15 protein-coding genes and 1 other RNA gene are annotated in these 25,276 nt (G+C 68.4%); 5 read left to right on the top strand and 11 right to left on the bottom strand.

The features are described 5' to 3' along the window. Nucleotides 1-219 precede the first annotated feature (219 nt). The 4 genes from ACLZN2_RS33005 (at nt 220) to ACLZN2_RS33020 (ending at nt 3,886) form a co-directional block, all read left to right on the top strand. Nucleotides 220-1,848 carry an IS200/IS605 family accessory protein TnpB-related protein gene (locus ACLZN2_RS33005; RefSeq protein ID WP_416983119.1) on the top strand — a complete coding sequence of 543 codons (1,629 nt, stop codon included), beginning with the start codon at nt 220-222 and terminating at the stop codon, nt 1,846-1,848. Between the two features lie 41 nt (nt 1,849-1,889). Next, nucleotides 1,890-3,086 (top strand): helix-turn-helix domain-containing protein, encoded by a 1,197-nt coding sequence (locus ACLZN2_RS33010; protein WP_416983076.1) that lies wholly within the window; start codon nt 1,890-1,892, stop codon nt 3,084-3,086. A gap of 138 nt (nt 3,087-3,224) precedes the next feature. Then, nucleotides 3,225-3,533, top strand: coding sequence for a hypothetical protein (locus tag ACLZN2_RS33015; RefSeq protein WP_416983077.1), 309 nt, complete (start codon nt 3,225-3,227; stop codon nt 3,531-3,533). Beyond that, entirely contained in the window at nt 3,530-3,886 is a 357-nt protein-coding gene (locus ACLZN2_RS33020) for a hypothetical protein (RefSeq protein ID WP_416983078.1), read from the top strand. The genes ACLZN2_RS33015 and ACLZN2_RS33020 overlap by 4 nt, the downstream gene beginning before the upstream one ends. Before the next feature lie 602 nt (nt 3,887-4,488). Here ACLZN2_RS33020 and ACLZN2_RS33025 read toward each other — a convergent pair. The 7 genes from ACLZN2_RS33025 to ftsE all read right to left on the bottom strand — a co-directional run bounded on the left by ACLZN2_RS33025 (nt 4,489) and on the right by ftsE (nt 19,022). Continuing rightward, nucleotides 4,489-10,992 (bottom strand): RHS repeat-associated core domain-containing protein, encoded by a 6,504-nt coding sequence (locus tag ACLZN2_RS33025; protein ID WP_416983079.1) that lies wholly within the window; start codon nt 10,990-10,992, stop codon nt 4,489-4,491. Between the two features lie 118 nt (nt 10,993-11,110). Then, on the bottom strand, nt 11,111-14,695 hold the full coding sequence (locus ACLZN2_RS33030) for a LamG domain-containing protein (protein WP_416983080.1): 3,585 nt from the start codon (nt 14,693-14,695) through the stop codon (nt 11,111-11,113). A 298-nt stretch (nt 14,696-14,993) separates the two neighbouring features. Next, nucleotides 14,994-15,388, bottom strand: a transfer-messenger RNA (tmRNA) gene (gene ssrA, locus ACLZN2_RS33035). A gap of 105 nt (nt 15,389-15,493) precedes the next feature. Beyond that, nucleotides 15,494-16,036 (bottom strand): SsrA-binding protein SmpB, encoded by a 543-nt coding sequence (gene smpB / locus ACLZN2_RS33040; protein WP_416983120.1) that lies wholly within the window; start codon nt 16,034-16,036, stop codon nt 15,494-15,496. A 102-nt stretch (nt 16,037-16,138) separates the two neighbouring features. Next, nucleotides 16,139-17,305 (bottom strand): S41 family peptidase, encoded by a 1,167-nt coding sequence (locus tag ACLZN2_RS33045; protein ID WP_416983081.1) that lies wholly within the window; start codon nt 17,303-17,305, stop codon nt 16,139-16,141. 67 nt (nt 17,306-17,372) lie between these two features. After that, the gene (gene ftsX, locus ACLZN2_RS33050) at nt 17,373-18,290 is read right to left on the bottom strand and encodes a permease-like cell division protein FtsX (protein ID WP_416983082.1); all 918 of its coding nucleotides are present in this window, start codon (nt 18,288-18,290) and stop codon (nt 17,373-17,375) included. A 42-nt stretch (nt 18,291-18,332) separates the two neighbouring features. Continuing rightward, entirely contained in the window at nt 18,333-19,022 is a 690-nt protein-coding gene (ftsE, locus tag ACLZN2_RS33055; RefSeq protein WP_059203505.1) for a cell division ATP-binding protein FtsE, read from the bottom strand. A 247-nt stretch (nt 19,023-19,269) separates the two neighbouring features. On the opposite strand from ftsE, the gene ACLZN2_RS33060 reads away from it, so the two are divergent. Beyond that, nucleotides 19,270-19,461 (top strand): hypothetical protein, encoded by a 192-nt coding sequence (locus ACLZN2_RS33060; protein WP_055639109.1) that lies wholly within the window; start codon nt 19,270-19,272, stop codon nt 19,459-19,461. A gap of 112 nt (nt 19,462-19,573) precedes the next feature. Here ACLZN2_RS33060 and ACLZN2_RS33065 read toward each other — a convergent pair whose 3' ends face one another. From ACLZN2_RS33065 to ACLZN2_RS33080, 4 genes are all read right to left on the bottom strand, one after another. Next, nucleotides 19,574-20,431: a hypothetical protein gene (locus ACLZN2_RS33065; RefSeq protein ID WP_416983083.1), complete on the bottom strand. Its 858-nt coding sequence runs from the start codon at nt 20,429-20,431 to the stop codon at nt 19,574-19,576. A gap of 273 nt (nt 20,432-20,704) precedes the next feature. Further along, a complete protein-coding gene (gene prfB, locus ACLZN2_RS33070; RefSeq protein ID WP_416983084.1) occupies nt 20,705-21,811 on the bottom strand; it encodes a peptide chain release factor 2 in 1,107 nt (368 codons plus the stop codon). Between the two features lie 80 nt (nt 21,812-21,891). Further along, nucleotides 21,892-23,139, bottom strand: a complete 1,248-nt coding sequence (locus tag ACLZN2_RS33075; RefSeq protein WP_416983085.1) for a serine/threonine-protein kinase — start codon at nt 23,137-23,139, stop codon at nt 21,892-21,894. Between the two features lie 111 nt (nt 23,140-23,250). Continuing rightward, complete coding sequence (locus tag ACLZN2_RS33080; protein ID WP_416983086.1) at nt 23,251-24,984, bottom strand: serine/threonine-protein kinase; 1,734 nt, start codon at nt 24,982-24,984, stop codon at nt 23,251-23,253. Between the last annotated feature and the right edge of the window lie 292 nt (nt 24,985-25,276).

The raw sequence follows: 25,276 nt of genomic DNA on the forward strand, positions 1-25,276 counted from the left end.
GAGGCTGATCCGGGGCTGCATGGTGGGGGTTGTGAGCAGTTGGCGTTGGACGGCGGTTGAGTGCGTTCTGGTGCGTTTGAGTGAGCCCCCGGGCAGCGGCGGGATCGCGCGCCGGGTGGGGAACGGGGGTTCTCGCGTCGAATGCGTGACCCTTGCTGGTGGTGGTCGTTGGGTGTGGTGACGGATCTCTGCGGCACCGAGAGGTGGGGGGTGAGGGGGTTGGGTGGGCTGCGGGAGGTTGCGGCGTCGTTCGTGGTGCCGGGCCCCTCGGGGGTGGCGATCCGTACCCGCCTCAAGCACCTGACCGCAGCGGACGAGCAAGTGCTGCGCCTGGTCGGGGATCTGCTGGGTTCGCTGGCCTCCCGCGATCTGAGGGCACGGTGTGCGGCCGGGCTGGAGCACGACAGTGAGCGGTGGGCCGAGCGCAAGCGCGTCCTGACCCGGGAGTCGTCCGCCCGTTGGGCCGGGTCGATCACGAAGGCCACCCACGATCAGTGGGCGCTGGCCCGGCGTGGCCAGTTCGCGCACATGCAGAGCCTTCAGGCCGGGATCGACACGATCACCCACAGGCTGTCCCGGCCCGTGGGCGCCAGGGGTACCAAGCGGGCACCGGGCGGCTACCGCAGCAGGCGAGAGTGGCACGTGAAGTCCCGTCGCCTGCACGTGCTCGAAGAGCGGCTTGAGGCGGTGCGGGCGGACCGCGAGTCTGGGGTCGTGCGTGTGGTGCGTGGCGGGAAACGGCTGCTGAACACCCGCCACCACCTGAAAGAGGCGCAGCTCACCGAGGAGCAGTGGCGCACACGGTGGCGGGCCGGGCGCCGGTTCCTCCAGGCGGACGGCGAGTCCGGCAAACGCTTCGGCAACGAGACCATCCGCGTCACCGCCGACGGCGAGGTCTCCCTCAAACTCCCCGCGCCGCTCGCGCACCTGGCGAACGCCCCGCACGGCCGGTACGTCCTCACCGCGAAGGTGTCGTTCGCGCACCGGGGTGAGCAGTGGGCCGACCGCGTGGCAGCCAACCGGGCCGTCGCCTACCGCATCCACGAAGACACAGTCCGGGGCCGCTGGTATGTGACCGCGTCCTGGACGATCCCCCCGGTCCAGACCGTGCCGCTTCAGGCGGCCCGCGCGAGGGGCATGGCCGGTGTCGACACCAACGCCGATCACCTGGCTGCCTGGCGCCTCGACACCCACGGCAACCCCACCGGCCATCCCCGACGCTTCGACTACGACCTGTCCGGCACCGCCGCCCACCGCGACGCCCAGGTCAGGCACGCGCTGATCCGCCTGCTGCACTGGGCCGCCCGGCACGGCCTCGCGATCGCGATCGAGGACCTGGACTTCACCGCCGAGACCACCCGCGAGAAGCACGGCCGCAAGAAGCGCTTCCGCAACCTCATCTCCGGCATGCCCGTCAGCAAGCTGCGGGCCCGGCTGGTGTCCATGGCGGCCGAACTCGGCATCACCCTCGTCGCCGTCGACCCCGCCTACACCAGCCGCTGGGGCGCCCAGCACTGGCAAAGACCCCTCACCACCACAACCAGGAAGACCACCCGCCACGACGCAGCCGCCGTGGCCATCGGCAGGCGCGCCCTGGGGCACCCGGTCCGGCGACGGACGGCACCGCCCCCGCACGACCGGAGTGATCGTGCGGGGCATCGGACCGTCCAGGCCGAACCGGCGGCCCCGGGGCGTGAGGGAAACCGCCCCCGCATCCCCGGACCACGGACACGATCCGTGCGCGCCGGACGCGGAGCGAACGCGGTGGACCAGAACGCCCAACACCGTTCGGGGCGTCCGGCTGAGCATGAGCGCTGGAAACAGCACTCACTCCCGCTCAGTTTCTAGGAACGGTACCGTCTGAGTGTTGCCGCAGAACGGAGTTCGCCGTGTCGCAGAGCATCGAGGAGCACGTCGGCGCTCGGATCGCCCGCATTCGCAAGCAGCGCGGCCTGACGCAGCAGGGGCTGGCAATGCGGGCGCACGTCTCGAAGTCGCTGCTGTCGAAGGTGGAATGCGGGCAGAAGCCCGCCTCTCCGGCTCTTGTTGCTGCCTGTGCCCGCGCCCTGGGGGTCTCCACCTCGGATCTGCTGGGACAGCCGTATGCCGAGGAACTGCGCCGGGACCGGATGGACGCGCTGATCCAGCCGATCCGTGAGGGGCTGGAGAACTGGGACATCCCTCTGGACTGGGAGACGGCTCCGCGCCCGGCTGTCTTGATCCGAGCCGATGTCCAGTGCGCCTTGGTGCAGCGCCGTCAGGCGCAGTACACGGACATGGTGCGCGCCTTACCAGCGCTGATCAACGAGTCCGTGCAGGCGGTGCACACCAGCATCGGGGAGGAGCAGCGGCTGGCCTATGAGTGCCTGGCAGGGACCTTCCGGTGTGTGTTTACCGTGGCGTGGAACTTCGGCTACATCGACCTGGCGACCGTCGCGCTGGACCGTCTGGCGTGGACGGCACCGCGCGCTGATGAGCCGGGCTTGGCCGCCATGTACGCCTACCTTCGTGCGCAAACGACGATGTCGTCCGGCCGCTATGACCTGGGCATCCAGGTGATCGACCGGGCTCTGCACGATCTCGATGGTCAGGATGCGCGTCGCCTGACAGGCGTTGAGGCGATGCGGGGCGTGATGCAACTGCGGGCTGCGGTGATCGCGGGACGCATGAAAGACCGGGACCATGCCCACGCCCGCCTGGCCGAAGCCCGGGCTCTCGCACGGGCCACGGGGGAACTGCCCGACTTCGGCGTCACCTGGGGGCCGACCAATGTCGGTGTGCACGCGGTGGCCATCGCCTCCGAGATGGACGACTTCGGGCGGGCGATCGAACTCGCCGAGGATGTACGCATTCCGCGCGGCTGGACCCGTTCCCGGGCCGGGCACCACTGGATGGACCTCGGCCGGGCCCATGCCTGGTCAGGCCACCCGGAGCAGGCGCTGGACTGCCTTCATCAGGCCAGGCGCATCGCACCCCAGCAGACCCGCTACCACCCGACCGTGCGGGAGACGGTCCTGGCTCTCAAGCGACAGGAGCGGGCGCGTAGTAGCTCGCTGGCACGCTACGCGGAGTGGGTCGGGATATAGCGGATTCGATGCAAGGGCAGTTGCACTTCTTGGTGCAACTGCCGTGCATCGCCGGTCGGCAGGCTGACGTCTCGTCAGGACCCCCGCGACCGGGCGAACGGTCCGGGGGCATGGCCAACGCTGACAAGGAGCGTCGACATGCCGCACTGTATCGTCCACATCTTCGAGCCGCTGCTACGGCTGCTGTTGCCCGCACCGGGCCGCCATCGCAGACCAGATCAGCAGTCCGCCGGCCTCTGCGCGGAGACATCGACCGCAGGTCCGCCCCCAGCATCGGCTCTCCCGGTACTGCGCGGTGAGGAGAATCGGCTGGTCCGTCCGTACCTGGTCGCGCACGAACGCCGGGAGCAACGGCGCCGACGGGCACGGCGACGCGTGCTGTGGCTGGCCGTGCACGGCGTCAACATCGATGCCCGGCTGGTCGGCGGAGTGGAGGTACCGGCATGAGCCCGACGGGTCAGCTGCGTCTACTGCCCTGGGCGGGTCCGGAGGGCAAGCCTTGTTATCTCGCGGGCGAGGGAACCGGATACCTGTCCAGGCTCGCGGACAACATGGAGTCGGCTCAGCTCGGTCTGGCCGGTGAACTCCTCCACGAGGCGCAGCGCGTTCTGGCCGGGCGTCAGTGGACTCAGGGTGAACTCCACCTGCTTGCAGTCCGGTTGACCGCGGCGCTGACCAATGCGCACCGGATCGCAGTCAGTCGAGGCGAGCGCCTGCCTGCACCAGCGTATGAGGATCTCGATCCCATCGACTACGAGGGCGAGGAACTGGAGGCCCCAAAACCCACGCAGCTCACCTGACCTCCGCACCGCCATACGCGTCTTGTCTCGGCCGGGCAGCCCTCACGGCCCGGCCGGAGCGGGCCACGCCCCATGAGCCCCCGGAACCTACGCCACTCCGAGGACTCGTCATGCCGCCGGAGCGCACCTCAGTCGGTGTTGCGCTCATGGCCGCCGCGTTCCAGTCGTTCGACGTGCTCTTCCAGCGCGCCGTCCGGGAGGACGATTTTCCCCGCAGCATCGCCCGCAACGACAAGACCACCGTGCCCCGTCAGTTACTCAACGGTATGGTTCCCACCTTGCCAGAAAGTCTTGACGGACACTATGTCACAAGCTGCTCTTTGGGTGCGGCCGTACAGGAACCCTCGTTGACGTCCATGCCGGGCCGGTCACGACTAGTCCGGCGTGGACAGCCACCTCGTCGAGTCAGCCAGCTTTACGAATCGCCGCCCCGAAAAATATGCCTCCCACGAAATATGGGATCGCCCACCGCGCGACACCCAGAACTCCAGAACAGGCAACGAGAACGATAACGAAGGCCGCTATGGCTATACACACCCGGACACTCTGAGGCAACTGCAGATACCGGTCAAACTGACACCTCAGCCACGCGAGTATTGATCTCATTTGTATTTCTCCACGAGTTTAATTACCTCGAGTTCCATGCGCGTAACTTCCATCTGAAGCTCTGTGTATCTAACCATGAGCGAACCACCCTTCGCTGCTGACGCGACACCTCCTGGCCCCATAGACACGGGCCGGGACGCAGCGACTACCCTTGCAGCACCACGAGCCGCCAAAAAGGCTGGCACAGCATTGCCCAGACCACCAGCCACCGTATTCACCATGAAGCCCCGTGTATCCCATGAATCCGTTCCGGCACTCGCAACCACTTGGGAACTAGCAGCAGCGGCGAGACCGACGGCAGCCGAGCACGTAACTCCCCCTGTCTCAGGACAGGTGACGACCATGCTCGCAACCCCTACATACACGAGCGCGCCCATGACAACACGATCAACGGGACCACTTTGCGGGCGCACACTAGAGGATTCTTGCATGCAATCCGTTTGCTCCCCGCCGAGCAACAAGCAGGTATACAGATGAGCCGCATAGCCGTACTTCGGGTCCTCCATCCAGGTAGCAGCCTCCTGGAGGGTAAAATCCTGCGAACCCTGATATCCCTGCCTTTTAAACTGCTCGTATTCCTCATCAGTCAGGCCGGAGTCCACCACCCTGATATCTGACGATGTCACGTTTCCACTATCATCGCTCCCTGGATCGCCCGTTTGTACGGTGCCGTTCTTGCTGGCCGTGCTACCGCAGCTGTAATAGCAACCATCAGCACCGGTTCCACCGGGAGGGATGCCCTGGTTCTTCTTCTTTCCCGTGGATTTGGGGTGCGACTCGCTGTGCCCCGTTCCGTCGTCGATCCACAGGCCGGTCGGGTCGCTGTTGGTGACGGGGTTGTTGTTGGCGTATGCGTAACCGTTCAGGGACTGGGACTGGGCCGCGTCCAGGACAGGGTCGACGCTGATGAACTGGCCGGTCGCGGGGTCGTATTCGCGGGCGCCGACGTGCGTCAGGCCGGTGGTGGTGTCCCGTGTCTTTCCGAGGAAGCCCTTGTCGTCGGGCCAGGGGCCGTACAGCGTTGTGCCGCGGTCGGCGCCGAAGGGGGTCGTGTAGCGCTTGGTGAAGGTCTGGTTGGTGTCCGGGTTGAGCGCCAGAGTTGAGGTGCTGTGTCGGTCGCCCGTGAGGTAGGTGAGTTTGTTCGTGCCTGACTGATTGGAGCGGACGGCGGCCGTGACGCCGCCAGCGCTGTAGTAACGCTGCGCCCACGTCGTACCGTCAGCACGTAGGTGCAGTTCGGTGGTTCCGGCGTACAGGACTCGTTCGCCGTTCTGCGTGTTGCGAATCAGCAGGGTGCCGTCGGCGGAGTACAGGTAGTCGGTCGACGTCCCGTTCTCCGTGAGCTTGCTCAGCTTGCCCTCGGGCGACCACTCCAGGGTCTGGGTCCCGTTCGCGCCCGGGCGGTGCAAGGTGTTGCCGGAGTCGTCGTAGTCGTACGCGCGCTCAGGGCTGGCGCAGTCGGTCTTGGTCGTGGTGCCGGTCAGGGTGTGCGGCTGATCGGTGAGGGTGGTGGGGTAGCAGTACGTCGTCTTCGTGTCGCCCGTGGTCTTGTGGACCGTCTCACTCGTCCGCTGGCCCGCGTCGTTGTACGAGTAGCTCGTCCAGTACGGGGCCGGGCCCGACAGGCTGGAGGCGCTCTGGGTGTCGGAGCATTTCTGGGAGGCAGGGGTCCAGGCCTCGATCAGGCGCTGGTGGCCGTCGTAGGCGAAGCACTGCGTATCCGCGGAGCTGGTGCCGCCCAGGGTGGTCGGGTCGCTGATCGCGGTGACGTTGCCGGTCTGGTCGTAGGTGTAGTTGAGGTCCTGGAGCATGTAGCCGTGGGTCTGGTCCGTTACATGGCTGCGGATCAGGCGGCCGGTGCCCTCTTCGAAGTCGTTGGCGACGTAGACGCTCTTGTTGCCGCTGCCGCCCGTGCCGAGGGTCAGCAGACGGGGCTGCGCGAGCGCCGAGTAGTCCACGTCCAGCAGATAGCCGGTCGCGCCGCCGATCGATGTCACGCTGCCCAGGCCGTTGTATCCGTATTCGGTGATCTCCGACGGCAGCCCTCCCATGGCGGGCTCGCTGTTGTACTGCAGGGTGCCGTCGATGTTGTAGTACGTCTCGTACGCCAGCGTGGAGGCTGCGCCGGCCTTGCGGAACGCATCTGTGTCCGGGAGCTGAAGCTCGGTGCCCGTGGGGCGGCTCAGGCTGTCGTAGGCGGTGACAGCTTGCGTGTACGCCGCGCCATCGACATAGCGGGTGGAGGACGTGGGCAGGCCCTTGAGGAGGGTGTCGTAGGTGTAACCGGTGAGCTGGTTGCCCTCTGTCTTGGAGTCCTGCCAGGTACCGGTGACGCGGCCCAGTTCGTCGTAGCCGGTCAGGATCGACTTGCCCCGCGAGTCCGTGGCTTTGACGGGACGGTCGAGGGCGTCGAACTCGGTGAGTGCTGTTCCCTTGTCGGGGTCGGTGGCGCTGGCCTGGCGGCCGAGCAGGTCGTAGACGTACGACCACACGGCGCCGTCGGGGCCGGTGAGCGTCAGCTGCTTGCCGTCCAGGGCGTAGGACGACTTCGTGGAGGTGTACGAGGCGCCGGTGCCGCCGCCGAAGGAGGCGTCGGCCGGGCTCGCGCTCGCGTACTCGCGGGTCTCCGTCGCTTGGCCGCGTACATCGTTGATCGTCCGCTTGGCCGAGCCGCCCTCCAGGGCCGTGGTAGCGACGGAGTCACCGGTGTAGCTGGTCGTGGTGGACCACTTGCTGACGCCGTAGACGTACAAAGTGCTGGTCGTCGGACGGGCAGCCCCGTCGAACACCGTCTGGGTCTGGGTGGGGGCCTCCCCGTATTCGGCCCTTGTGTAGGTCCCGTTCGGCGTGCTGGTCGTGTCGAAGATGTCCGCGTACGTCTCGTAGGCCAGGCCACGCGTGTCGTAGCGTGTGTCCGTCAGCAGACGGCCGCCCTGCGGTGTCGGAGACTGGGTCTGCAGGGGACGCAGAAGCGCGTCGTAGAGCGTGTAGCTGGTGTTGTAGGTCTCGCCGTCCTTCTTCAACGTCGAGGTCGACACCCAGGACGGCCCCGTGTCGTCCATGTGGTAGGCGTACTTCTGGTTGGGAACCTGGCTGCTGCTGGACCGGTTCGGCAGCCACACCTGGGTGAGCCGGCCGAGCGCGTCGTAGGCCGTCTCGGTCTTCTTCGAGTTGTTGTCATAGGTGCGTAGCGGCAGACCACGACGCGGGTCGAGGAAGCTGATCGTTCTGTAGGTCTTGGGGTCTGTGCTGATGGTCCTGGTGAGCGGCCCCGCGTCGGTCGGGGTGTAGGCGGTGGAGGTGGTGTTCCCTGCCGCGTCGGTGACGTTCAGGGGGCGGCCCAGGGTGTCGTACGTGGTGGTGGCGCCCGTCTGCCAGCCGGCCGGGATCCTTTCGCCGCCGGTGTCCGCGGTGGCGGTGTAGCCGGTGACACGGCCGGTCCAGGTGGCCAGACCCTTGGTGGGCTTCTGGGTCGCCGACCACGTCGTGGCGTTCGCGGTGTCGTAGACCATGCCCACGTCGGAGAGCACGTCGCCTCGGGCGGGCTTGGCCGGGTCCATGGTCGCGGGCAGCGACAGCGAGGTGTCCGGGGTCGCACAGGTGCGGGCGACCGTGCGGGTGCGGGAGACCGGGCTGATGATGCCGAGGTCGGTGTTGCGGGCGTACCAGGTGCGGGTGCAGGTCTCGTCCGAGGCCTTGCCGACCTGCCCGGAGTCGTCGACCGACACGGGCATGCCGTAGCTGTCGAAGGACGTGGCGGTCAGACGCTCACGCCACGTCTGGGACGCCGTCAGGTAGGTGTAGCTGTGCACCTTCTGCGTCCGTACGTAACGGGCGACGTGGTCACCGGCGCCAGGCACTGTCTGGCGGGCGGTCTCCTGCGACCAGGGGTCGTTCACCGTCGCCGAGATCGCGGTGGAGCCGTCGTAGGTGACCTGTTCGCGCAGTTGCCCGGCGTACTGCACGCTGTCGGTGAGGGAGGCGGCCCCGAGAGCCGGCGCCGACAGGGCGTCGACGGAGACCGACTTGGTGGTGCCGTCCTGATTCTTGTCTCCGTCCATGCCTTGCAGATAGAGGGAGACGGTCTTGGAACGGGTGACGTCCGTCGCGCCGGTCCATGCGGTGACCTGCTGGTAACCGCGCCAGTCCGACCAGGTCCGCTCGTCCTTCGGCGTGAGCGGCTCGTCGCTGTAGTGCCAGGCGGCACCGCTGTAGGAATAGGCCTGCTCGACCGTCTCGTTTTTACCGGTGGGGTCGGAGTCGAGGACCGCCAGCACCCGGTACTTGTGGAACCAGTCGATCGCTGCGTCCTCGGCACCATTGATGTGCCAGAACTGCGGATAGCAGGAACGCGTGTTGGTGTCGGGGGCCGCGCCCAGCACCTGGCTGCGCACACACTCCTCACCCGACAGTGTCACTGTGGTGATCGCGCCGGTCTCCGAGGTGACCGTGGAGATCCGGGGCCGGGTCAGGGGCAGGATGTTGTCCGTGGCGTCGACCCGGTTGGGCCGCATCTCGTAGGTGAACGTGACCGGGTTCACTGCGATGGTCGTGGTGCCCGCCTTGGCGGTGCGCTTGAGCGACTTCAGGGTCAGCGCCTGGTCGGAGGTGTCACCGATGTCCCCACCGTCCAGGTACTGCTCGGTCAGGTCCCAGGAGTCCACCGGGTCGTACGCGGCGCTGGTGGCGTTGTAGGAGAAGGTGTCGATCCCGGTCAGGCGCTTGCGGGAGAAGAAGGACGGGCCGGACGCGTTGCACTCGTCGTCGTCCTTGGAGCAGATCGCGTCGAACGGGACGTCCGGCCAGTTGTCCGAGGTGTCCTCGGTCAGGCTGGAGCAGTCCGAGGCTGTGCAGCGCTCGGCGTAGCCGAAGGTGACCTTCGCGTCTGCCTTGTCCGTGAACAGGGCGCCCTTGCGCAGGCCGTACTCGATGCGGTCCAGGTAACCGCCGCGTGTGTAGGAGGCGTTGGCGGTCTCGGACTCGTTCTTCTTGTAGTAGTTCGATTCCTTCGTGTACCAGTAGGTGGCCGCGTTGCCGCGGGTGTCCTCGACGTAGTCGAGGTTCCACCGCCAGGCCTGGGTCAGCACACGGTCGCCGAAGGCGTCGCCGCCGGAGTAGCCGGGCTCACCCGAGTCGTCGCCGAACACCGGCACCGTCGCCACGGAGTCGGTGCGCTGGGTGTCGGCGCCGTCCAGCTTGTTCAGGCCGAAAACGTACTTGGTGCCGTCGCCTGTGATGACCGTCCAGTACTCGCCGTCGTCGTCGCCGTTGTCCGCACCGGTGGACCGCGTCACCTTCGAGGCGTCGTCGTTCTCCAGCCGCCACTGGCCGTCGTCATCATCCTTGACCAGCCGCGTGGACTTACCGTTCAGCACCAAACGTGCGTTGTCGTACTTCCAGCACAGGTCGAAGAGGTCGTCGTGGCCGTCGTCGTCGCAGGAGCCGTAGGAGCGTTCGATGTAGGACTCGGTCAGCGTGAAGCCCTCACCGACCGACGTGCCCTGGTTGTTGGTGGTGGCGGTGCGGCCGTCGACGCTGCCCGAGTCGTAAGACAGTGACAGCGGCGGAACCGGGCCCGCCGCCGCGGGCGGCATCGTGAAGTCGTAGGACCACGTGAAGGAGCCCGAGCTGCCGCCCGCCTCCCAGGACGAGGATGCCGACAACGGGGTGGCCGAGTAGTTCCCGGTGCCCGTGGGTGACTCACCGGAACCGGCCGCGGCGGCGGTGACGGCCAGCACGGTGGCTGTCGAGGTGCTGTCCGCTGCCGACATGAGCTGCGAGGACGGGCCACCCGCGGACTCGGTGAGGTGGACCTTCGCCGTGACCGACTGGTGCGCAGTGTCATTGTCCGACGGGAGCGGACGCTGGGTGCGACAGTCGGCCTTCTGCGGAGTCGTCAGGGCGCAGGCAGGGAGTTGCACCACGTGCAGCCGCTGCGACCAGCCACCACCCACGGCAGAAGCGAAGCCGCCGTAGTCGACGCTCATCTCGGCGTTGCCTGCGGCATCCGCCTCGGCGGTCAGCAGCACGCCCGTGACCCCTGCCGCGCGGGCGGCCTTCTGGTCCAGCACGGTGACACGTGCCTTGCCGCCCGCTGCGGTCCCCTTTCCCGAGCGCGGTGCGATGGTGATGGGGACGCCGCTCGGCTCCGCGCCAACCTCCCTCCCGCCGGAGAGACCGAGCGTGGCCTCGCCCTCGGCGGGCCAGGTCGCCTGCTGCTCCGTCCGGGCCCGTTCGGCCTGGTCCTTGTTGGCCTTCTTGTCCTTGGCGACCTTCTGCCGGGCCTTCTTCGCCCCGGGGCCGTCATACTCCTTGACCTTGCTCGCCCGGGTCTTGGGCACGTCAGGCCGGCCCAGGCCACCCGACTCCGCGGCCTGCGCCACCTGAGCCGCCCCCAGGGGCACGACGAGCGCCAGGGCCAGGGACTGCACGAGCAGTCGGCCGGCGCGGTGCCGTGTGACACCTCGACGCTGTCTTGAGGTGCCTATGCCAAAAGCCATCGCTCTCGTCCCCGCCCAGTCCCTTGAGAAGAAGCTCGCCAGTCGTCCGCGGACTTCAGGTCCGCCGCCCATCAGGGATGAGGACAGCCACGTCCAAGGCTGTCCTCACCACTGCCCGTCAGTCGCCCACGGCCTCGTCGATCTGTGCGCTGCTGGCCATCGCGCCGGCCCAGACCCGGATCTCGTTGACCCGGGCCGGCAGATAGTGCTGCCAGGTGCTGTTGGTGAAGCCCTTGCCAACGGTGAAGTCGTCGGAGCCGAGCTGGACGGTGTAAGCCTTGTCGTCGCCGTTCTGGTTGTGGCCCACGTAGAGACTGATGGTCCCGGTCAGCGGGTCGTAGATGCCGGTGAGCCGAACGGGGCTGTCCACGTCGGCGACCGCGTCGGAGACCACCGACTCGAAGGCGCCTTGGTTGTTCAGACGCCCGAAGTGCCAGGTTCCGGCCAGCACGGTCTGCTCCTCCAGGGCCTCCTCGTTCCATACGGTCTCTTTGCCTGTCAGCTGGTACCAGAAGCCCCAGGACGAGCCGTCCACAGTCTGCTGACCGAGGACCTGGCCGGTGTAACCGATGTCCTTGGCGGCGAGTTTCGATCCGTCCAGCTGCACCAGGGTGGTCACGGTGAACGCGCCGTGCTCGTACACCAACGGCCCCGGCGCACTCGCCGCGCCGGCCGTGCCATCCAGGACGATCGACTCCCCGTCGAGCGATGCACCGCCGGACAGGGTCAGGGTCTTGCCGTAGCCGGAGGTGGTATCCGTGATGGTGGTGCCACTGCCCTGATCGGCTGACCAGTCCGCAACCAGCTCGGCGCCCGCGTACCCCTCGGAGGTCAGCAGCTGGGCCTCGTCCCTGATCTCCTTCGCGCCCAGCGCGCGCTGCCAGACGGCGACCTCGTCGATCGAGCCCTGGAAGTAGTACCCGCGGCCTGTGCTGAATTGGTGCAGACCGAAATTCAACGGCGCGGTCGACTCGTACGAACCCTGCACGGTCTGCCCCTGATACTGCATACGACCGTCCACATAGAGCATGAGCTTGCCGGTTGCCGGATCGTAGGTAGCGGCAAGGTGTGTCCATACGCCGATCTGCGCCGGGTAGGCCGCGTACTGGCCTGAGTACAAGTCGGTCTGGCCCGGCTGACGGATAGCGAAAGCCCAGGTCTTCTTGTTGGCCTCGTATTCCAGGAGGAACGGACTGCTGATGCTGTCCTTCGTGGAGAGCACCGCCGCATCGCGATCACCGCGCTCCAACCGTACCCACGCTGAGAGAGTGAAGGCCGACCGAGTCTCCAGCACCGGCCCACTGGTCGCCGCGTAGCCGTTGGTGCCATTCAGCGACATGCCCTTGTCCGTGACCGGGTTTTCCAGCTGCACGCCGGACGCGTCATGGGTGATCAGTCCGCGGCGACCGCGGTCATCGCGCGTGGCGCCCGCGGACAGCGTGGCATCGTCGGCCCCCTCCTCGGTCGCGGAGTCCACTGCGGCGCCGCTCGCCTCGTCGAAGTGCCATCGACCCACCGGGTCACTGCCCGCGGCGACGAGGAAATCGACCACGGACTCCGCGCCGTAGCGTCCGACTTCGTCCTTCGCCCGCACATACAGGCGGTACGTACCCGCGTGATCAGGTGTGATCTTGACCGTCGGCGGCGAGTCGGACAGATCTGCCGACCACTCGTCCTCCAAGGACAGCTTGTACTGGTAGGCGACGATGTTCGTGTCCTCCGCCGCCGGTGCGAACGTGAGGGTGCCCTCCTCTCCCGGTCCGCCGCGGGCCACGCAGTCGTTGGTCGTGCACTCCGTGTAAGTGGATCCGAAGGTCACCTGCGGCGCCTTCGGCGCCGTCGGGTCGACCTTGAAATAACAGGGCGTCGTGTAGCCAGTGTTCAGGCGGTTCTCGCCCGCTTCGTCATAGGAGAGAGTCAGCGCCTTCACGCGGTACAACACCCCCTCCGAGAGGGTGGCCAAGCTACGGGACCGCAGATCCAGGTTCCCGACGTAGCCGGAAGTGGGGCCGTCGATGTCGGTAGTGGCAAGTGCCCAGGTCGTTCCGTCGTACTTGTCGACCCTCCAGCGGATACGCAGGTGGGCGTACGACTCGCCGCCGGACGCGGTGCGCGGCCGCCCTTGCACGAGAGGAGTGGGGTCGGACACCACGGACGGGTCGGTGGAGCGGGTGGAGCACGCGTAGCCGGTGCCGGTGACCAGTCCGACCTCGGTCGGGACGGCGGGCACCGCCACGAACTTCACATCCAGCGTGGCGTCGTTCTTGAACCGCTTCCACGACGCGGTGTCCGTCTCGTCGTGCGCCTTGACCTCCAGCGTGAGACGGGAGAACTTGCCCGCCGCGAAGTTCGAGACCGTGGAGGTGAGGTTCTCGTTCGTCTCCGTCGCGCTGTCATTGAACTCAATGGGCGCGTCGGGTGAGTCGGGGTCGCACAGCGAGCCACGACCGGCCGAGACGCTCACGTCCACCATCAGGTCCAGTTCCGTCGGCCGCGAGGACCAGGTCGTGGCGGACGAGATGTTGTTCGTGCGGACGAGATCCACCGTGCGCGGGTCACACTGGAACGCCCATGGCTCAGTCACCCGGAACGTGGCGTCCAGGACTTTCTTGCCCTTCAGACTGGCCGGGGAGAACTCGAAGTACAGCTTCTGCACGTATCCCGGACCGCAGTAATAGCCATTCCAGCTACCGCACTTGCCCGCACCCTTGCCCTGGTCGTCGTCGCCGTTGTCCCAGCCGTAGGACTCGTAGCCATCACTGCGCAGCAAAGTGCGCTCCGACTCGCCCCAGGAGACCCTCGGGTCGATGAAGAGCGGGAAGTCGGAGGTGTCGCTTTTCGTGAGCATCGCTGTATCCGGGACAACCGACAGCGAGTCCTTGGTGACCGCGACGTCCATCTTCGCCACCTTGTCACCCTGGCCGGGCTCCAGCCCCGAACCGGACGGAGCGACCTCGGCCGGGTCGGAGGACTCGACGGCCTCCTCGGTGAGCGCCTGTGCGCGCATCAACTGCGCCTTTGTGCCGGACGTTTCGCCCGCCGAGTCCCACATCCGCGCGGGCGGCGCCTTGAACACAGTACGGCCGCTGCCGTCAACAGCCGCGAGATTGCCGGCCGCCCCCTCCCGGACATCCAGCCCCTGGGACTTGAGACCGAAGGTGAGCTTCTTCAGGTCGTCGTTCGCCGCGGCCTCGGGCGTCTTCACCACGAACACCGGCTGGAAGCTCTCGGGCGTCGCGGTCACCTGCAGGTCGACACCCGGCAGCACCTCGGCATACACGGCACTGGTGCCGTCCAACTGCGGCGCCGGAAGCTTGCCTGGCCACTCAAGCTCCAGCGAACGGCCCTGATCCTCGATCCGGGCCAGGGGCTCCTCGTCACCACCCCCGGAGAAGGCAATCGACACGGCCGCGGCTTTCGGCCCCACCGAGCCGTCGGAGCGCCTTTCCAGGGTGGCGTCGGGTGCCTGCCAACCACCGCCCGGCTTGGCCACCCGTACAGGGACGACCGACTCCTGAAGCGTGAAAGTGAAGCCGTCAGGGTTGGCGTAGATCGTGGTCCGATCCGTGCGCTCCCCGATCACCTCCACACGCTGACCGGACTCACGAGCCTCAGCCAGCGCCCGCTGTCCCTCGGACGTGGTGAGCGCCGAATCCGGCTCCGCCGGAGAGGCGGACGCCTGCTGTACAGGCGATACCAGCATCGTCAGCAGTACGGCGAACGCTGCTGCCGCAGCTCCAGGATCGCCAAGCCGGCCATGCCCATGACATCTTGCTCTCTACTCCCGCGCCCTGCTTGCACTGAACCCGCCCCCCGGCGTCACAAGAGCTTCAATAAGTGATCACATTCAAACCTCACCATCACCTTGCGTCAAGAGAGAATCACCCTACGCAGGACCCAGCCGACCCGCCGCCGACGCCGAACCCCTCCGGTGCGGCTCGGGGTCCCGTAAACAGCGAAGCGGCGTCCTCGTGACCGAAGACGCCGCTGCTACATGGGATGAGTGGAGATGGCGGGAATCGAACCCGCGTCCAACGGTGCGGAACCAGGGCTTCTCCGTGTGCAGTTCGCTGTGATTTTCTCGGCCCCGGCGATCACGCGAACAAGTCGCCGACGGGCCCAGTCACTGTTTGGTTTCCCTCTTCACCCCGTGACCGGGATCAAGGTTTAGTCCCCTAGCTGATGCCAGGAACCGGGTCGGGAACGAGCCCGGGCTGACACTCCCATGAAGGAGCTAAACGATCACTACCTGATCAGGCAGCGAGAGCGTAGAGCTCGGGAGAATCGCTCTTGGAATTGGCGATTATTTTTTTCGGCCTGTGGTTTACGAGATCATGGCCGCTTTCTCGACACGCTTCACCTGCTTCGACAGCCGCTGTCGAAACCGATCATCCCCATGTTGATTTTTCAAACCCTCCGGAGAGGGGGTTGCACCCTCTGTGGGGTGCGATGCCATCGTACGTGACCAACGCACGCGGATGCCACCGTATTCCGCCCGGGGTCAGACGCCCCGCTGTCGCCGCTTCGCCGCCGCGATCGCCCGGTCCGTCTCCCGGCGGTCCTGCTGCTCGCGCAGGGTCTGCCGCTTGTCGTACTCCTTCTTGCCGCGCGCGAGGGCGATCTCGGCCTTCGCCCGGCCGTCCTTGAAGTACAGGGCGAGCGGCACGATCGTGTGACCCGTCTCCTCCGCCTTGACCGCCAGCTTGTCGATCTCCTCGCGGTGCAGCAGCAGCTTGCGCTTGCGGCGCGCGGAGTGGTTGGTCCAGCTGCCCTGGCTGTACTCGGGGATGTGGGCGTTGTACAGCCACGCCTCACCGGCGTCGATCTGGACGAACCCGTCGGCCAGCGAGGTCCGCCCCTGACGCAGCGACTTCACCTCGGTGCCGGTGAGCACGAGCCCGGCCTCGTAGGTGTCGATGATCGCGTAGTCGTGGCGGGCCTTCTTGTTCTGGGCGACGATCTTGCGCTTGCCGCCCTTCTCGCCGTCCTTGGCCTTGGCGGCCGCCCCGCCCTGCTTGGGCTGGGACTCCTTCGGTACGTACATTCCCTTGCTCATAGTCCCGCCATTTTCGCACCTGGAGGGGGTCGGAGGGAAAGCCGATTACGCGCGGTCCGCAAACAGGTCCGCAAACAGCCCGCGAGACGCTCAGGACGGGTCCCCGAGGCCGCTGAGCACGGTCTCGGCCCGTTCCAGCGCGCCCTCGGTGACCTCCAGGTCGGGGGTGATGCCCGTGCCGTCGACCGTGCGGCCGGAGGGGGTGCGGTAGTGGCCGACGGTGAGCTCGGCGACGGAGCCGTCGGGCAGCTCGCTCGGCATCTGCACCGAGCCCTTGCCGAAGGTGCGCGCACCGACGACGACCGCGCGACCCCGGTCCTGAAGGGCGCCGGTGAGCAGCTCGGCCGCGCTCATGGTGCCGCCGTCGACGAGGGCGACGAGGGGGCGGTCGGTGTCGCCGCCGGGTTCGGCGTGCAGGGCGCGCTGGTCGCCGTCGACGTCGTACGTGGCGACCAGGCCGCCGTCGAGGAAGGCGGAGGCGGTGGCGGTGGCCTCGGCGACCAGCCCGCCGGAGTTGCCGCGCAGGTCCAGGACGATCCCGGCGCCGGGCGGGGCCGCGCGGACGGCGGAGCGGACGGCGTCGCCGACGCCCTTGGTGAACGCGGAGATCCTGATGACGGTGACGCCCCCGGAGACCCGGCGGACGGTGACGGAGTCCGTGGACAGCAGGGCCCGGCGCAGGGTCTCGCTCCACGCGCGCGTACCGCGTTGCAGGCCGAGCGTGACGGTCGTACCGGCGGCCGCGTCCGTGGCGTCACCGCGCAGTAAGGAGACGACCTCGGTGACCGGGCGGCCGTCGACCCCGTGTCCGTCGACACTGCGCAGCCGGTCGCCGGCGCGGATCCCGGCGCCGGCCGCGGGCGATCCGGGCCGCACCTCGGTGACCTCGATCCGCCCGTCCGCGTCACGCCGCGCCCACAGGCCGACGCCCGTGTAGCGGCCGTCGAGGGACTCCTCGAACTCCTCGTACTCGCCCGCGGAGTAGACGGCGGCCCAGCGGTCCCCGCTGCGGCTCACCGCGCGCTCCGCCGCCTCCAAGGGGGACTTGCCGACCGCGGCGGCCTCCTCGGCCGCGCGTGTCACGTCCTCCGCGTGCCTGGCGGGCGCCTCGCGCGTCTCGCCGGACGCGGTCCGCCGGCCGTCACCGGGCAGCGCCCCGGTCGCCGCACCGGCGACGAGCACGCTCGTGAACACCAATGTCAGGGCGGCCCCGCGGCCGAAACGGCGGGGCTGACAGAACAGGTCACGGCCTGACATGGCGGTGAGTCTAGGGGAACGCGAAGAGCCGTACGGTCGCTTGACCGTACGGCTCGCGGGGCGTGCGTCACACCTTCAGGTACTTGCGCAGCGCGAAGAACGCCGCCAGCGCCGGCATCAGCAGGCTCGTGGCGAGGATCAGCGGAAGCTTCGTCAGGACCGCGTCCCAGCCGATGAAGTTGATCAGGTTCAGCTTCTCGGACAGGGCCAGCCCGTGGTCGATGATGAAGTACCGGGCGATCACGAGGAAGCCGCAGGCGACCGTGCCGCCGATGAGTCCGGCGACCGCGGCCTCCGCGATGAACGGGGCCTGGATGTAGAAGCCGGAGGCGCCGACGAGGCGCATGATCCCGGTCTCCCGCCGGCGGCTGAACGCCGAGACCCGCACCGTGTTGACGATCAGCATCAGCGCGACCACCAGCATCAGCGCCATCACCGCGCGCGCGGCCCAGTTCATGCCGTTGAGCAGCCCGAAGAGGTTGTCCAGGATGCCCTTCTGGTCCTGCACCGACTGCACACCGTCCCGCCCGTCGAAGGCGGTCGCGATGACCTGGTACTTCTCCGGGTCCTTCAGCTTGATGCGGTACGACTCCTGCATCTGGTCCGGGGTGAGCGAGGCGGCCAGCGGCGAGTCGCCGAACTGCTCCTTGTAGTGCTTGTACGCGTCGTCCTGCGACTCGTACGACACCGTCTGGACCACCGACATCTTGCCGAGGTCGGTCTTGATCTGCTTCTTCTGGTCCTCGGTCACCGCGCCCTTGGCGCAGTTGGGGTCGGACTCGGCGTCGCTCTTGTTGCAGAGGAAGATCGAGACGTTGACCTTGTCGTACCAGTAGCCCTTCATGGTGCTGACCTGGTCGCTCATGAGCAGCGACCCGCCGAACAGGGCGAGCGACAGGGCCACGGACACGATGACGGCGAAGGTCATCGTCAGGTTGCGACGGAGACCGACGCCGATCTCGGAGAGTACGAACTGGGCACGCATGGCGTGTACTTGAGGCCTTTCCGGGAGCGTCTGCGGGGGCGGTCAGTGCTGGTAGCCGTAGACGCCGCGCGCCTGGTCACGGACGAGGCGGCCCTTCTCCAGCTCGATGACGCGCTTGCGCATCTGGTCCACGATGTTCTGGTCGTGCGTGGCCATCACGACGGTCGTGCCGGTCCGGTTGATCCGGTCGAGCAGCTTCATGATGCCGACGGAGGTCTGCGGGTCGAGGTTGCCGGTCGGCTCGTCGGCGATCAGCAGCTTGGGCCGGTTGACGAAGGCCCGCGCGATGGCGACGCGCTGCTGCTCACCGCCGGAGAGCTCACCGGGCCTGCGATCCTCCTTGCCGCCGAGCCCGACCAGGTCGAGCACCTGCGGCACGGACTTGCGGATCTCGCCCTTGGACTTGCCGATGACCTCCTGCGCGAAGGCGACGTTCTCCGCCACCGTCTTGTTCGGCAGCAGCCGGAAGTCCTGGAAGACGGTCCCCAGCTGGCGGCGCATCTGCGGCACCTTCCAGTTGGAGAGCCGTGCGAGGTCCTTGCCGAGAACGTGCACCTGGCCGTGGCTGCACCGCTCCTCGCGGAGGATCAGCCGCAGGAAGGTGGACTTTCCGGAGCCGGAGGACCCCACGAGGAAGACGAACTCGCCCTTCTCCACTTCCAGGGAGACATCCCTGAGTGCGGGGTGGGTCTGCTTGGGGTAGACCTTGGAGACGTTGTCGAATCGGATCACGGGTGCACCACGGGTCGCCGGGGGTAGATGAGCGTGACCATACGCGAACCGGGCGCGCGAGCGCAGGCGCCGGGAGGGGTTACGGCAGGCTTGTGCGTTTTTGTGCGGGACTTTGCCGCGGAGTTTGCCGGGCCCCCTTCCCGGCAGGGCCGCGCGACCCTGCCGGGAACCTGGCACAGTGGAGAGGGAACGTTCTCGGTTTCGTGAGCGTTGACGTACGTGGAACCGGTGCAAGGAGGGCGAGCGCATGACGTACGACCGGCTGGTGTGCGCTAACTGCGCGGCGCCCGTGAGCGAGGGCCGGTGCCCCGTGTGCCGTGCGAACCGCGAGCGGCTGCAGCAGGAGAACTTCTTCGCGGGGCTGAACCCCATGGCGCTGATCGCGCTGCTGGCGGTCCTGGTGGCGGCGGTGGCACTGCTGGCCCACCAGACCGCGTAGGCCGTCGACCGACTGGCTCTACGACGTCGAAGGGGCCCGGAGCTCAGCTGAGCTCCGGGCCCCTTCGCGCGTACGTCACGTCACCTCACGTCACGCACAGGTGCGACTGCCGTCAGGCGGCGGCCCCGCCGCGGCCCGCGACGAGACGCGGCAGCACGCGGAACGCGACACCGCCGGCGATCATGGTGGCGGCGCCGATGATCAGGAAGGTGGTCTGACCCGCACCGGTCTCGGCGAGCTCCCCGCCGCCGCCCTGGGCGGTGGTGTCGGAGGACGTGTCCGAGGTGTCGGTCAGGGCGGAGGTGCCCTCCTCCTGCGTGGAGGTGCCGTCGGTGTCGGTGCCACCGCTGGTGGTGGAGGAGCTGCCACCGTCGGTGGAGGAACCACCGGTGCTGGAGGAGCCGCCGGTGGAGCTGGAGCCGCCGGTGCTGCTGCTCGAGCCATTACTGCTCGAACCGCCGCTATTGCTGGAGCCGCCGTTGGACTGGTCGCCGGAGGACGACGAGGACGAGGACGAGTCCGACCCGCCGTTGGACTGGTCACCCGAGGACGACGAGGACGAGGAGGAATCCGACCCGCCGTTGGACTGGTCACCCGACGACGACGAGGACGAGTCCGACCCGCCGTTGCTCTGGTCACCCGAGGACGACGAGGAGGAATCCGACCCGCCGTTGGACTGGTCACCCGACGACGAGGACGAGTCCGACCCGCCGTTGCTCTGGTCACCCGAGGACGACGACGACGAGTCCGAACCACCGTCGGACGTGCCATCGTCCTCACAGCTGGGGTCGACGACGACGTCGCACGGGTCGTTGTCCGTCACGGTGAGTTCTTCGGTGGCCGTGGAGACGAGGTTCTCCTCGTTGCCGTCCACGGCCGAGGCGACGCCCGCCACGGTCAGTGAGGCGCCCGCGGCGATCACGGCGCTGGCGGCGAGGCGCGCGACCCGGATCCGCGTCTTCTTTGTCATAAAACTGCTACCCCCAGTAGCTGAATCGTCGATGAGGGCGCGCTCGGGGCGGTGATCGACGAGGGGTAGCTGAACTACTGGCTGAGACCCCCCGGTTCACATGCGCCCCGAAGATACGCATGCCACACTGCACCCTCCCGATTTTTCAAAGCAGCGTCAAGGTCGTTGCGGCCGCAATGTCCAAGTCGGGGGTCTTTGCGTCACGTTGGAGCTGTGAATGTGACGTAAAAGGCAACCGCCCCTGATTCAGGGGCGGTTGCCTTGTCGACAAACCTACTTCTCCTGCTGCTTGCGCCAGCGAATGCCGGCTTCCAGGAATCCGTCGAGCTCACCGTTGAAGACGGCCTCGGGGTTGCCGACCTCGTACTCGGTGCGGAGGTCCTTGACCATCTGGTACGGGTGCAGGACGTAGGACCGCATCTGGTTGCCCCAGGAGTTGCCCCCGTCGCCCTTCAGCGCGTCCATCTTGGCCTGCTCCTCCTGCCGACGCCGCTCGAGGAGCTTGGCCTGCAGAACGTTCATCGCGGTCGCCTTGTTCTGGATCTGCGAGCGCTCGTTCTGGCAGGAGACGACGATGCCGGTGGGGAGGTGGGTGAGCCGCACCGCGGAGTCCGTGGTGTTCACGCCCTGCCCGCCGGGCCCGGACGACCGGTAGACGTCCACCCGCAGCTCGGACTCGTCGATCTCGATGTGGTCGGTCTGCTCGACCACGGGAAGCACCTCGACACCGGCGAAGGAGGTCTGCCGACGCCCCTGGTTGTCGAAGGGCGAGATGCGCACGAGCCGGTGCGTGCCCTGCTCGACCGAGAGCGTCCCGTAGGCGTACGGCACCTGCACCGCGAAGGTGGTCGACTTGATGCCGGCCTCTTCCGCGTACGACGTCTCGATGAGCTCGGTCTTGTAGCCCTTCTGCTCCGCCCAGCGCAGGTACATGCGCTGGAGCTTCTCCGCGAAGTCCGCGGCGTCGACGCCACCGGCCTCGGCGCGGATGTTCACGAGCGCCTCCCGGGAGTCGTACTCCCCGCTGAGAAGCGTCCGCACCTCCATCTCGTCCAGTGCCTTGCGGACGGCGGCGAGCTCGGACTCGGCCTCGGCGCGGGTGTCCGGGTCGTCCTCCTCCTCGGCCATCTCGAAGAGCACGGCGAGATCATCGATCCGCCCGCGCAGGGCGTCGGCCTTGCGGACCTCCGCCTGCAGGTGACTCAGCTTGCTGGTGATCTTCTGCGCCTCGTCCGGGTTGTCCCACAGGGACGGCGCGGCCGCCTGCTCCTCGAGCACGGCGATGTCTGCCCTCAGCTTGTCGAGGTCCAGAACGGCCTCGATCGACTCCATGGTCGAGGAGAGGGACTTGAGCTCTTCGGATACATCGACGACTGCCACGCCCTCCAGCGTAACGGACCCGCCATCCGCTCCCCTCCGACGCCGGTCACGGCCAGACGCCGGTCACGGCCAAGGGGGCCCTACGGCGTCGACGGGGCCGAGGTTCCCGTGTCCTGGGGGGACGCTCCCGCGTCGTCGCCCGCGGTCGCCGCCCAGGTTCCGACTCCCACCGCCGCGACCAGGGCCACCGCCGCCGCGCCCAGGGTGATCCTGCGCCGCCGGGTGACCGCCCGGTTCCGCGCGGAGCCCGGCCGGGGAGCCCCCGCCGCCCGCGGCACCCGCGCCGTCCCGTGCGCCCCGCCCGCCAGCTCGTCGGCCGCCGGCACCCGCATCGACGTGTGCGTGTCCCGGTTGGAGTCCGGCCTGGCGCCGGGCACCAGCGGCACCGACCCCCGCCGTACCCGCCCGGAGGGCGCCGCCGGGGCGGGCGCATCCGTGTCGGCGCTCTCGCCGCCCTCCGCAACCGGCTCCGTGTCCGGCTCGTCCACGTCGAGCGGCGGCATCCCCGCCAGCGTCGGCAGCTGCTCCCGCAGCCGCGCCGCCACCTCGGACGCCCGCAGCCGTGACGCCGGCCCCTTCGCCAGGCACTGCACGATCAGCTGCCACAGCTCGTCCGGGATGCCGGGAAGCGGGGCGACCGTCTCCGTGACATGGCGCCGCAGCACGGCCCCCGGATGCCCCCCGCCGAACGGCGTGAACCCGGCCAGCAGCTCGTACAGCACGGTCGCGAGGGCGTAGATGTCCACGGAGGCCCGCGGCGGGAGGCCCTCCACGATCTCCGGCGCGAGATAGTCCGGCGTGCCGATGATCTTCGTGGCGCGGGTCCGCTTCGGGGTGTCGATGAGTTTCGCGACACCGAAGTCGGTCAGCAGCGCGCGGTGCGAGCCACCGGGGCCCAGCGGGCCCTGCATGTCGAGCAGGATGTTCTCCGGCTTGACGTCCCGGTGCACGACCCCGGCGGCGTGCGCCGCGGCCAGCCCCTCCGCGACGTCGGCGACGATCGCCACCGCGGCCTCGGGCGCGAGCCTGCGGTCCCGGTCGAGCCGGGTGCGCAGATCGGTGCCCCGGACCAGGTCCATGACGAGCGCCAGGTCGTTGCCGTCGACCACCAGGTCCCGTACGGAGACCACGTTCGGGTGTTCGAGCCCGAGCAGGGCCGTGCGCTCCTGCACGAAGCGGCCCACGAGCTCCTCGTCGGAGGCGAGGTCCTCGCGCAGCAGCTTGATGGCGACGGGCCCCTCGGGTCCCTCGCCCAGCCACACCGTGCCGGCGCTGCCCCGTCCCAGGATCTGGTGGGCGGTGTACCGGCTGCCGATCTTCCGTGCCAAGACTGCTCCTACAGACGCGTGTTGCCGAACAAAGTACGCGTCCTACGAGCCAACCTTCACCGCGGAGACGGAAATCACCCGCCAGATGTCGACAAGTCCACAGAGTCGCGGTCAGGGCTTGCCCGGACCGCCCGAGTCCCCGCCCAGTTCACCGACCCAGTTCGTGAACTGGTTGAACAGGTGAGTCAGCTCGCCCCACCAGGTGCGGCCCGTCCCGATCCACTCCTGGAGCGGGCTGAACTCCCAGATGAGCCAGCCGGCCACGAAGAAGATGACGATCGTGAACAGGCAGCCCTTCAGGCAGCCGAGCCCGGGGATCTTCATCGGGTTGGCGCTGCGCTGCCTCGGCTCACGAGGCTCCCGTGGCTGCCGCGGCTCGGGCGCGGGCCGCTGGGCCTGCCGCTGGGGCTGGGGCTGCGGAGCCGGGGCAGGGGCGTACCGCTGGGGCTGCTGCTGCGGGGGCGGCTGCGGCGGCGCGTACTGCTGCTGGGGCTGCTGCTGGTAGCCGTACCCGCCGCCCTGCTGGGGCCGCTGCTGCGGGCGCTGCGGCGGCTGCTGCGGGCGGGCGACCTGCCGCTGGGGGCGGCGGCGCAGCGGGTCCTCGCCGGGGTCGAGGTACTGCTGGACCTGCGTCTGCTCGTTGCGGTCGCGGGCCGCGCGCAGCTGGGTCTGCCAGGGGTGCGGCTGCTCGGGCTGCTGCTGTCCGGGCTGGTGCTGTCCGGGCTGGTGCTGTGGCACCGGCGGCAGGACGGCCGTCGGGTCGGCGGCGCCGCCCGGGCCGCTCGCGTGCGGCAGTACGGCGGTGGGGTCGGCGGCGCCGGCGGGGCCGCTGGTGTGCGGCAGCACGCTGGTCGCGGCGTTCGGGTCGTACGCCCCCTGGTGCGCGCCCGCACCGGCGCCCGCTCCCGCGCCCGCGCCCGGCACCTGGGCGGGCGCCGGGTCCGGGGCGAGGAGATGGACGACGCCCTCGGCGGCGGCGATCTGCATCGAGTTGGCGTGCACCCCGATGCCCTCGGCGACGATCCGCAGGCCGCGCGCGAGGTTCTGGGCGCTGGGCCGGCCCTCGGGGGTCTTGCTCAGGCAGCGCTCGATGACCGTCCACAGCGGGTCGGGGACGGTGGAGGGGCGGCGCGGTTCGGCGCTGAGGTGCTGGTGGAGCACTTCGAGCGCGGAGCCGCCGGAGAACGGCGGACGGCCGGTGACCAGTTCGTACAGCAGGATGCCGGCGCCGTAGATGTCGACCGCGGAGGTCTGCGGGCGCCCTTCCGCCGACTCGGGCGCCACGTACGCGGGCGTGCCGACGAACTCGCTGGTGCGGGTCAGGCCCGGGGAGTCGGCGAGGCGGGCGATGCCGAAGTCGGTGAGCATCGGGTGCATCTGGCCGCCCTCCTGCATCAGCAGGACGTTGGCCGGCTTCAGGTCGCGGTGGACCACGCCGTCGGCGTGGCTCGCGGCGAGCGCGTCGGCGACCTGGGCGGTGAGCAGCGCGGCGGCGACGGGCGTCAGCGGCCCGTTCTCGCGCAGGTAGCGGTGCAGGTCGGGGCCGTCGACGAGGTCCATGACGAGCGCGAGCAGATCGCCCTCGACGACCAGGTCACGGACCCGGACGATGTTCGGGTGGGTCAGGCGCAGCAACACGGACCGCTCGCGCAGGAACCGCATCACGACGTCGGGGTCGCTCGCGAGCTCCTCCTTGAGGACCTTGATCGCGACGGTCTCTCCGGGCTGACCGGGCACGGCCGCCTCGGCGCCCGCGGTCTCGCGCTGGCGGGCTCGCCAGACGGTGCCCGTGGCGCCGCGTCCGAGCGGCTCCTCGAGCAGGTACTTGCTGCCGACTGGCCGCACGTCACGCGCTCCCTGCTGCTTGCTTGGCTGCTTGTTGCTTGCCTGTTCTGCCTGTGTTCCGACCCACTGTAGTGCCGTGGTCCTGGTACCGGGCTGTCCCCTTCCTATGGGCCCTGCGTACACGGTTACGTGCCTTCTTCCCTGCCCGTTCGAAGGGAAGACGCGCCCCCTGGTCCCCCGGTTGCCACGGCCCGGCGTGACCGATCTCAACTGATCGTCGTCCGATCGCCCGCGATGCAATGGTCAGGCACTTTTGCGGGCAGAGCCGACCAATCAAGATCACTTGCATACG

This window comes from Streptomyces sp. T028 (assembly GCF_048159505.1).
Classification (GTDB): domain Bacteria; phylum Actinomycetota; class Actinomycetes; order Streptomycetales; family Streptomycetaceae; genus Streptomyces.

What these genes read in the sequence shown, in the direction of transcription:
- smpB (WP_416983120.1), bottom strand. Translation starts at nt 16,036, where the DNA reads ATGTACGTACCGAAGGAGTCCCAGCCCAAGCAGGGCGGGGCGGCCGCC.
- ACLZN2_RS33065 (WP_416983083.1), bottom strand. Translation starts at nt 20,431, where the DNA reads ATGACAAAGAAGACGCGGATCCGGGTCGCGCGCCTCGCCGCCAGCGCC.
- ACLZN2_RS33025 (WP_416983079.1), bottom strand. Translation starts at nt 10,992, where the DNA reads ATGGCTTTTGGCATAGGCACCTCAAGACAGCGTCGAGGTGTCACACGG.
- ACLZN2_RS33020 (WP_416983078.1), top strand. Translation starts at nt 3,530, where the DNA reads ATGAGCCCGACGGGTCAGCTGCGTCTACTGCCCTGGGCGGGTCCGGAG.
- ACLZN2_RS33045 (WP_416983081.1), bottom strand. Translation starts at nt 17,305, where the DNA reads ATGTCAGGCCGTGACCTGTTCTGTCAGCCCCGCCGTTTCGGCCGCGGG.
- ACLZN2_RS33030 (WP_416983080.1), bottom strand. Translation starts at nt 14,695, where the DNA reads ATGCTGGTATCGCCTGTACAGCAGGCGTCCGCCTCTCCGGCGGAGCCG.
- ACLZN2_RS33060 (WP_055639109.1), top strand. Translation starts at nt 19,270, where the DNA reads ATGACGTACGACCGGCTGGTGTGCGCTAACTGCGCGGCGCCCGTGAGC.
- ACLZN2_RS33015 (WP_416983077.1), top strand. Translation starts at nt 3,225, where the DNA reads ATGCCGCACTGTATCGTCCACATCTTCGAGCCGCTGCTACGGCTGCTG.
- ftsX (WP_416983082.1), bottom strand. Translation starts at nt 18,290, where the DNA reads ATGCGTGCCCAGTTCGTACTCTCCGAGATCGGCGTCGGTCTCCGTCGC.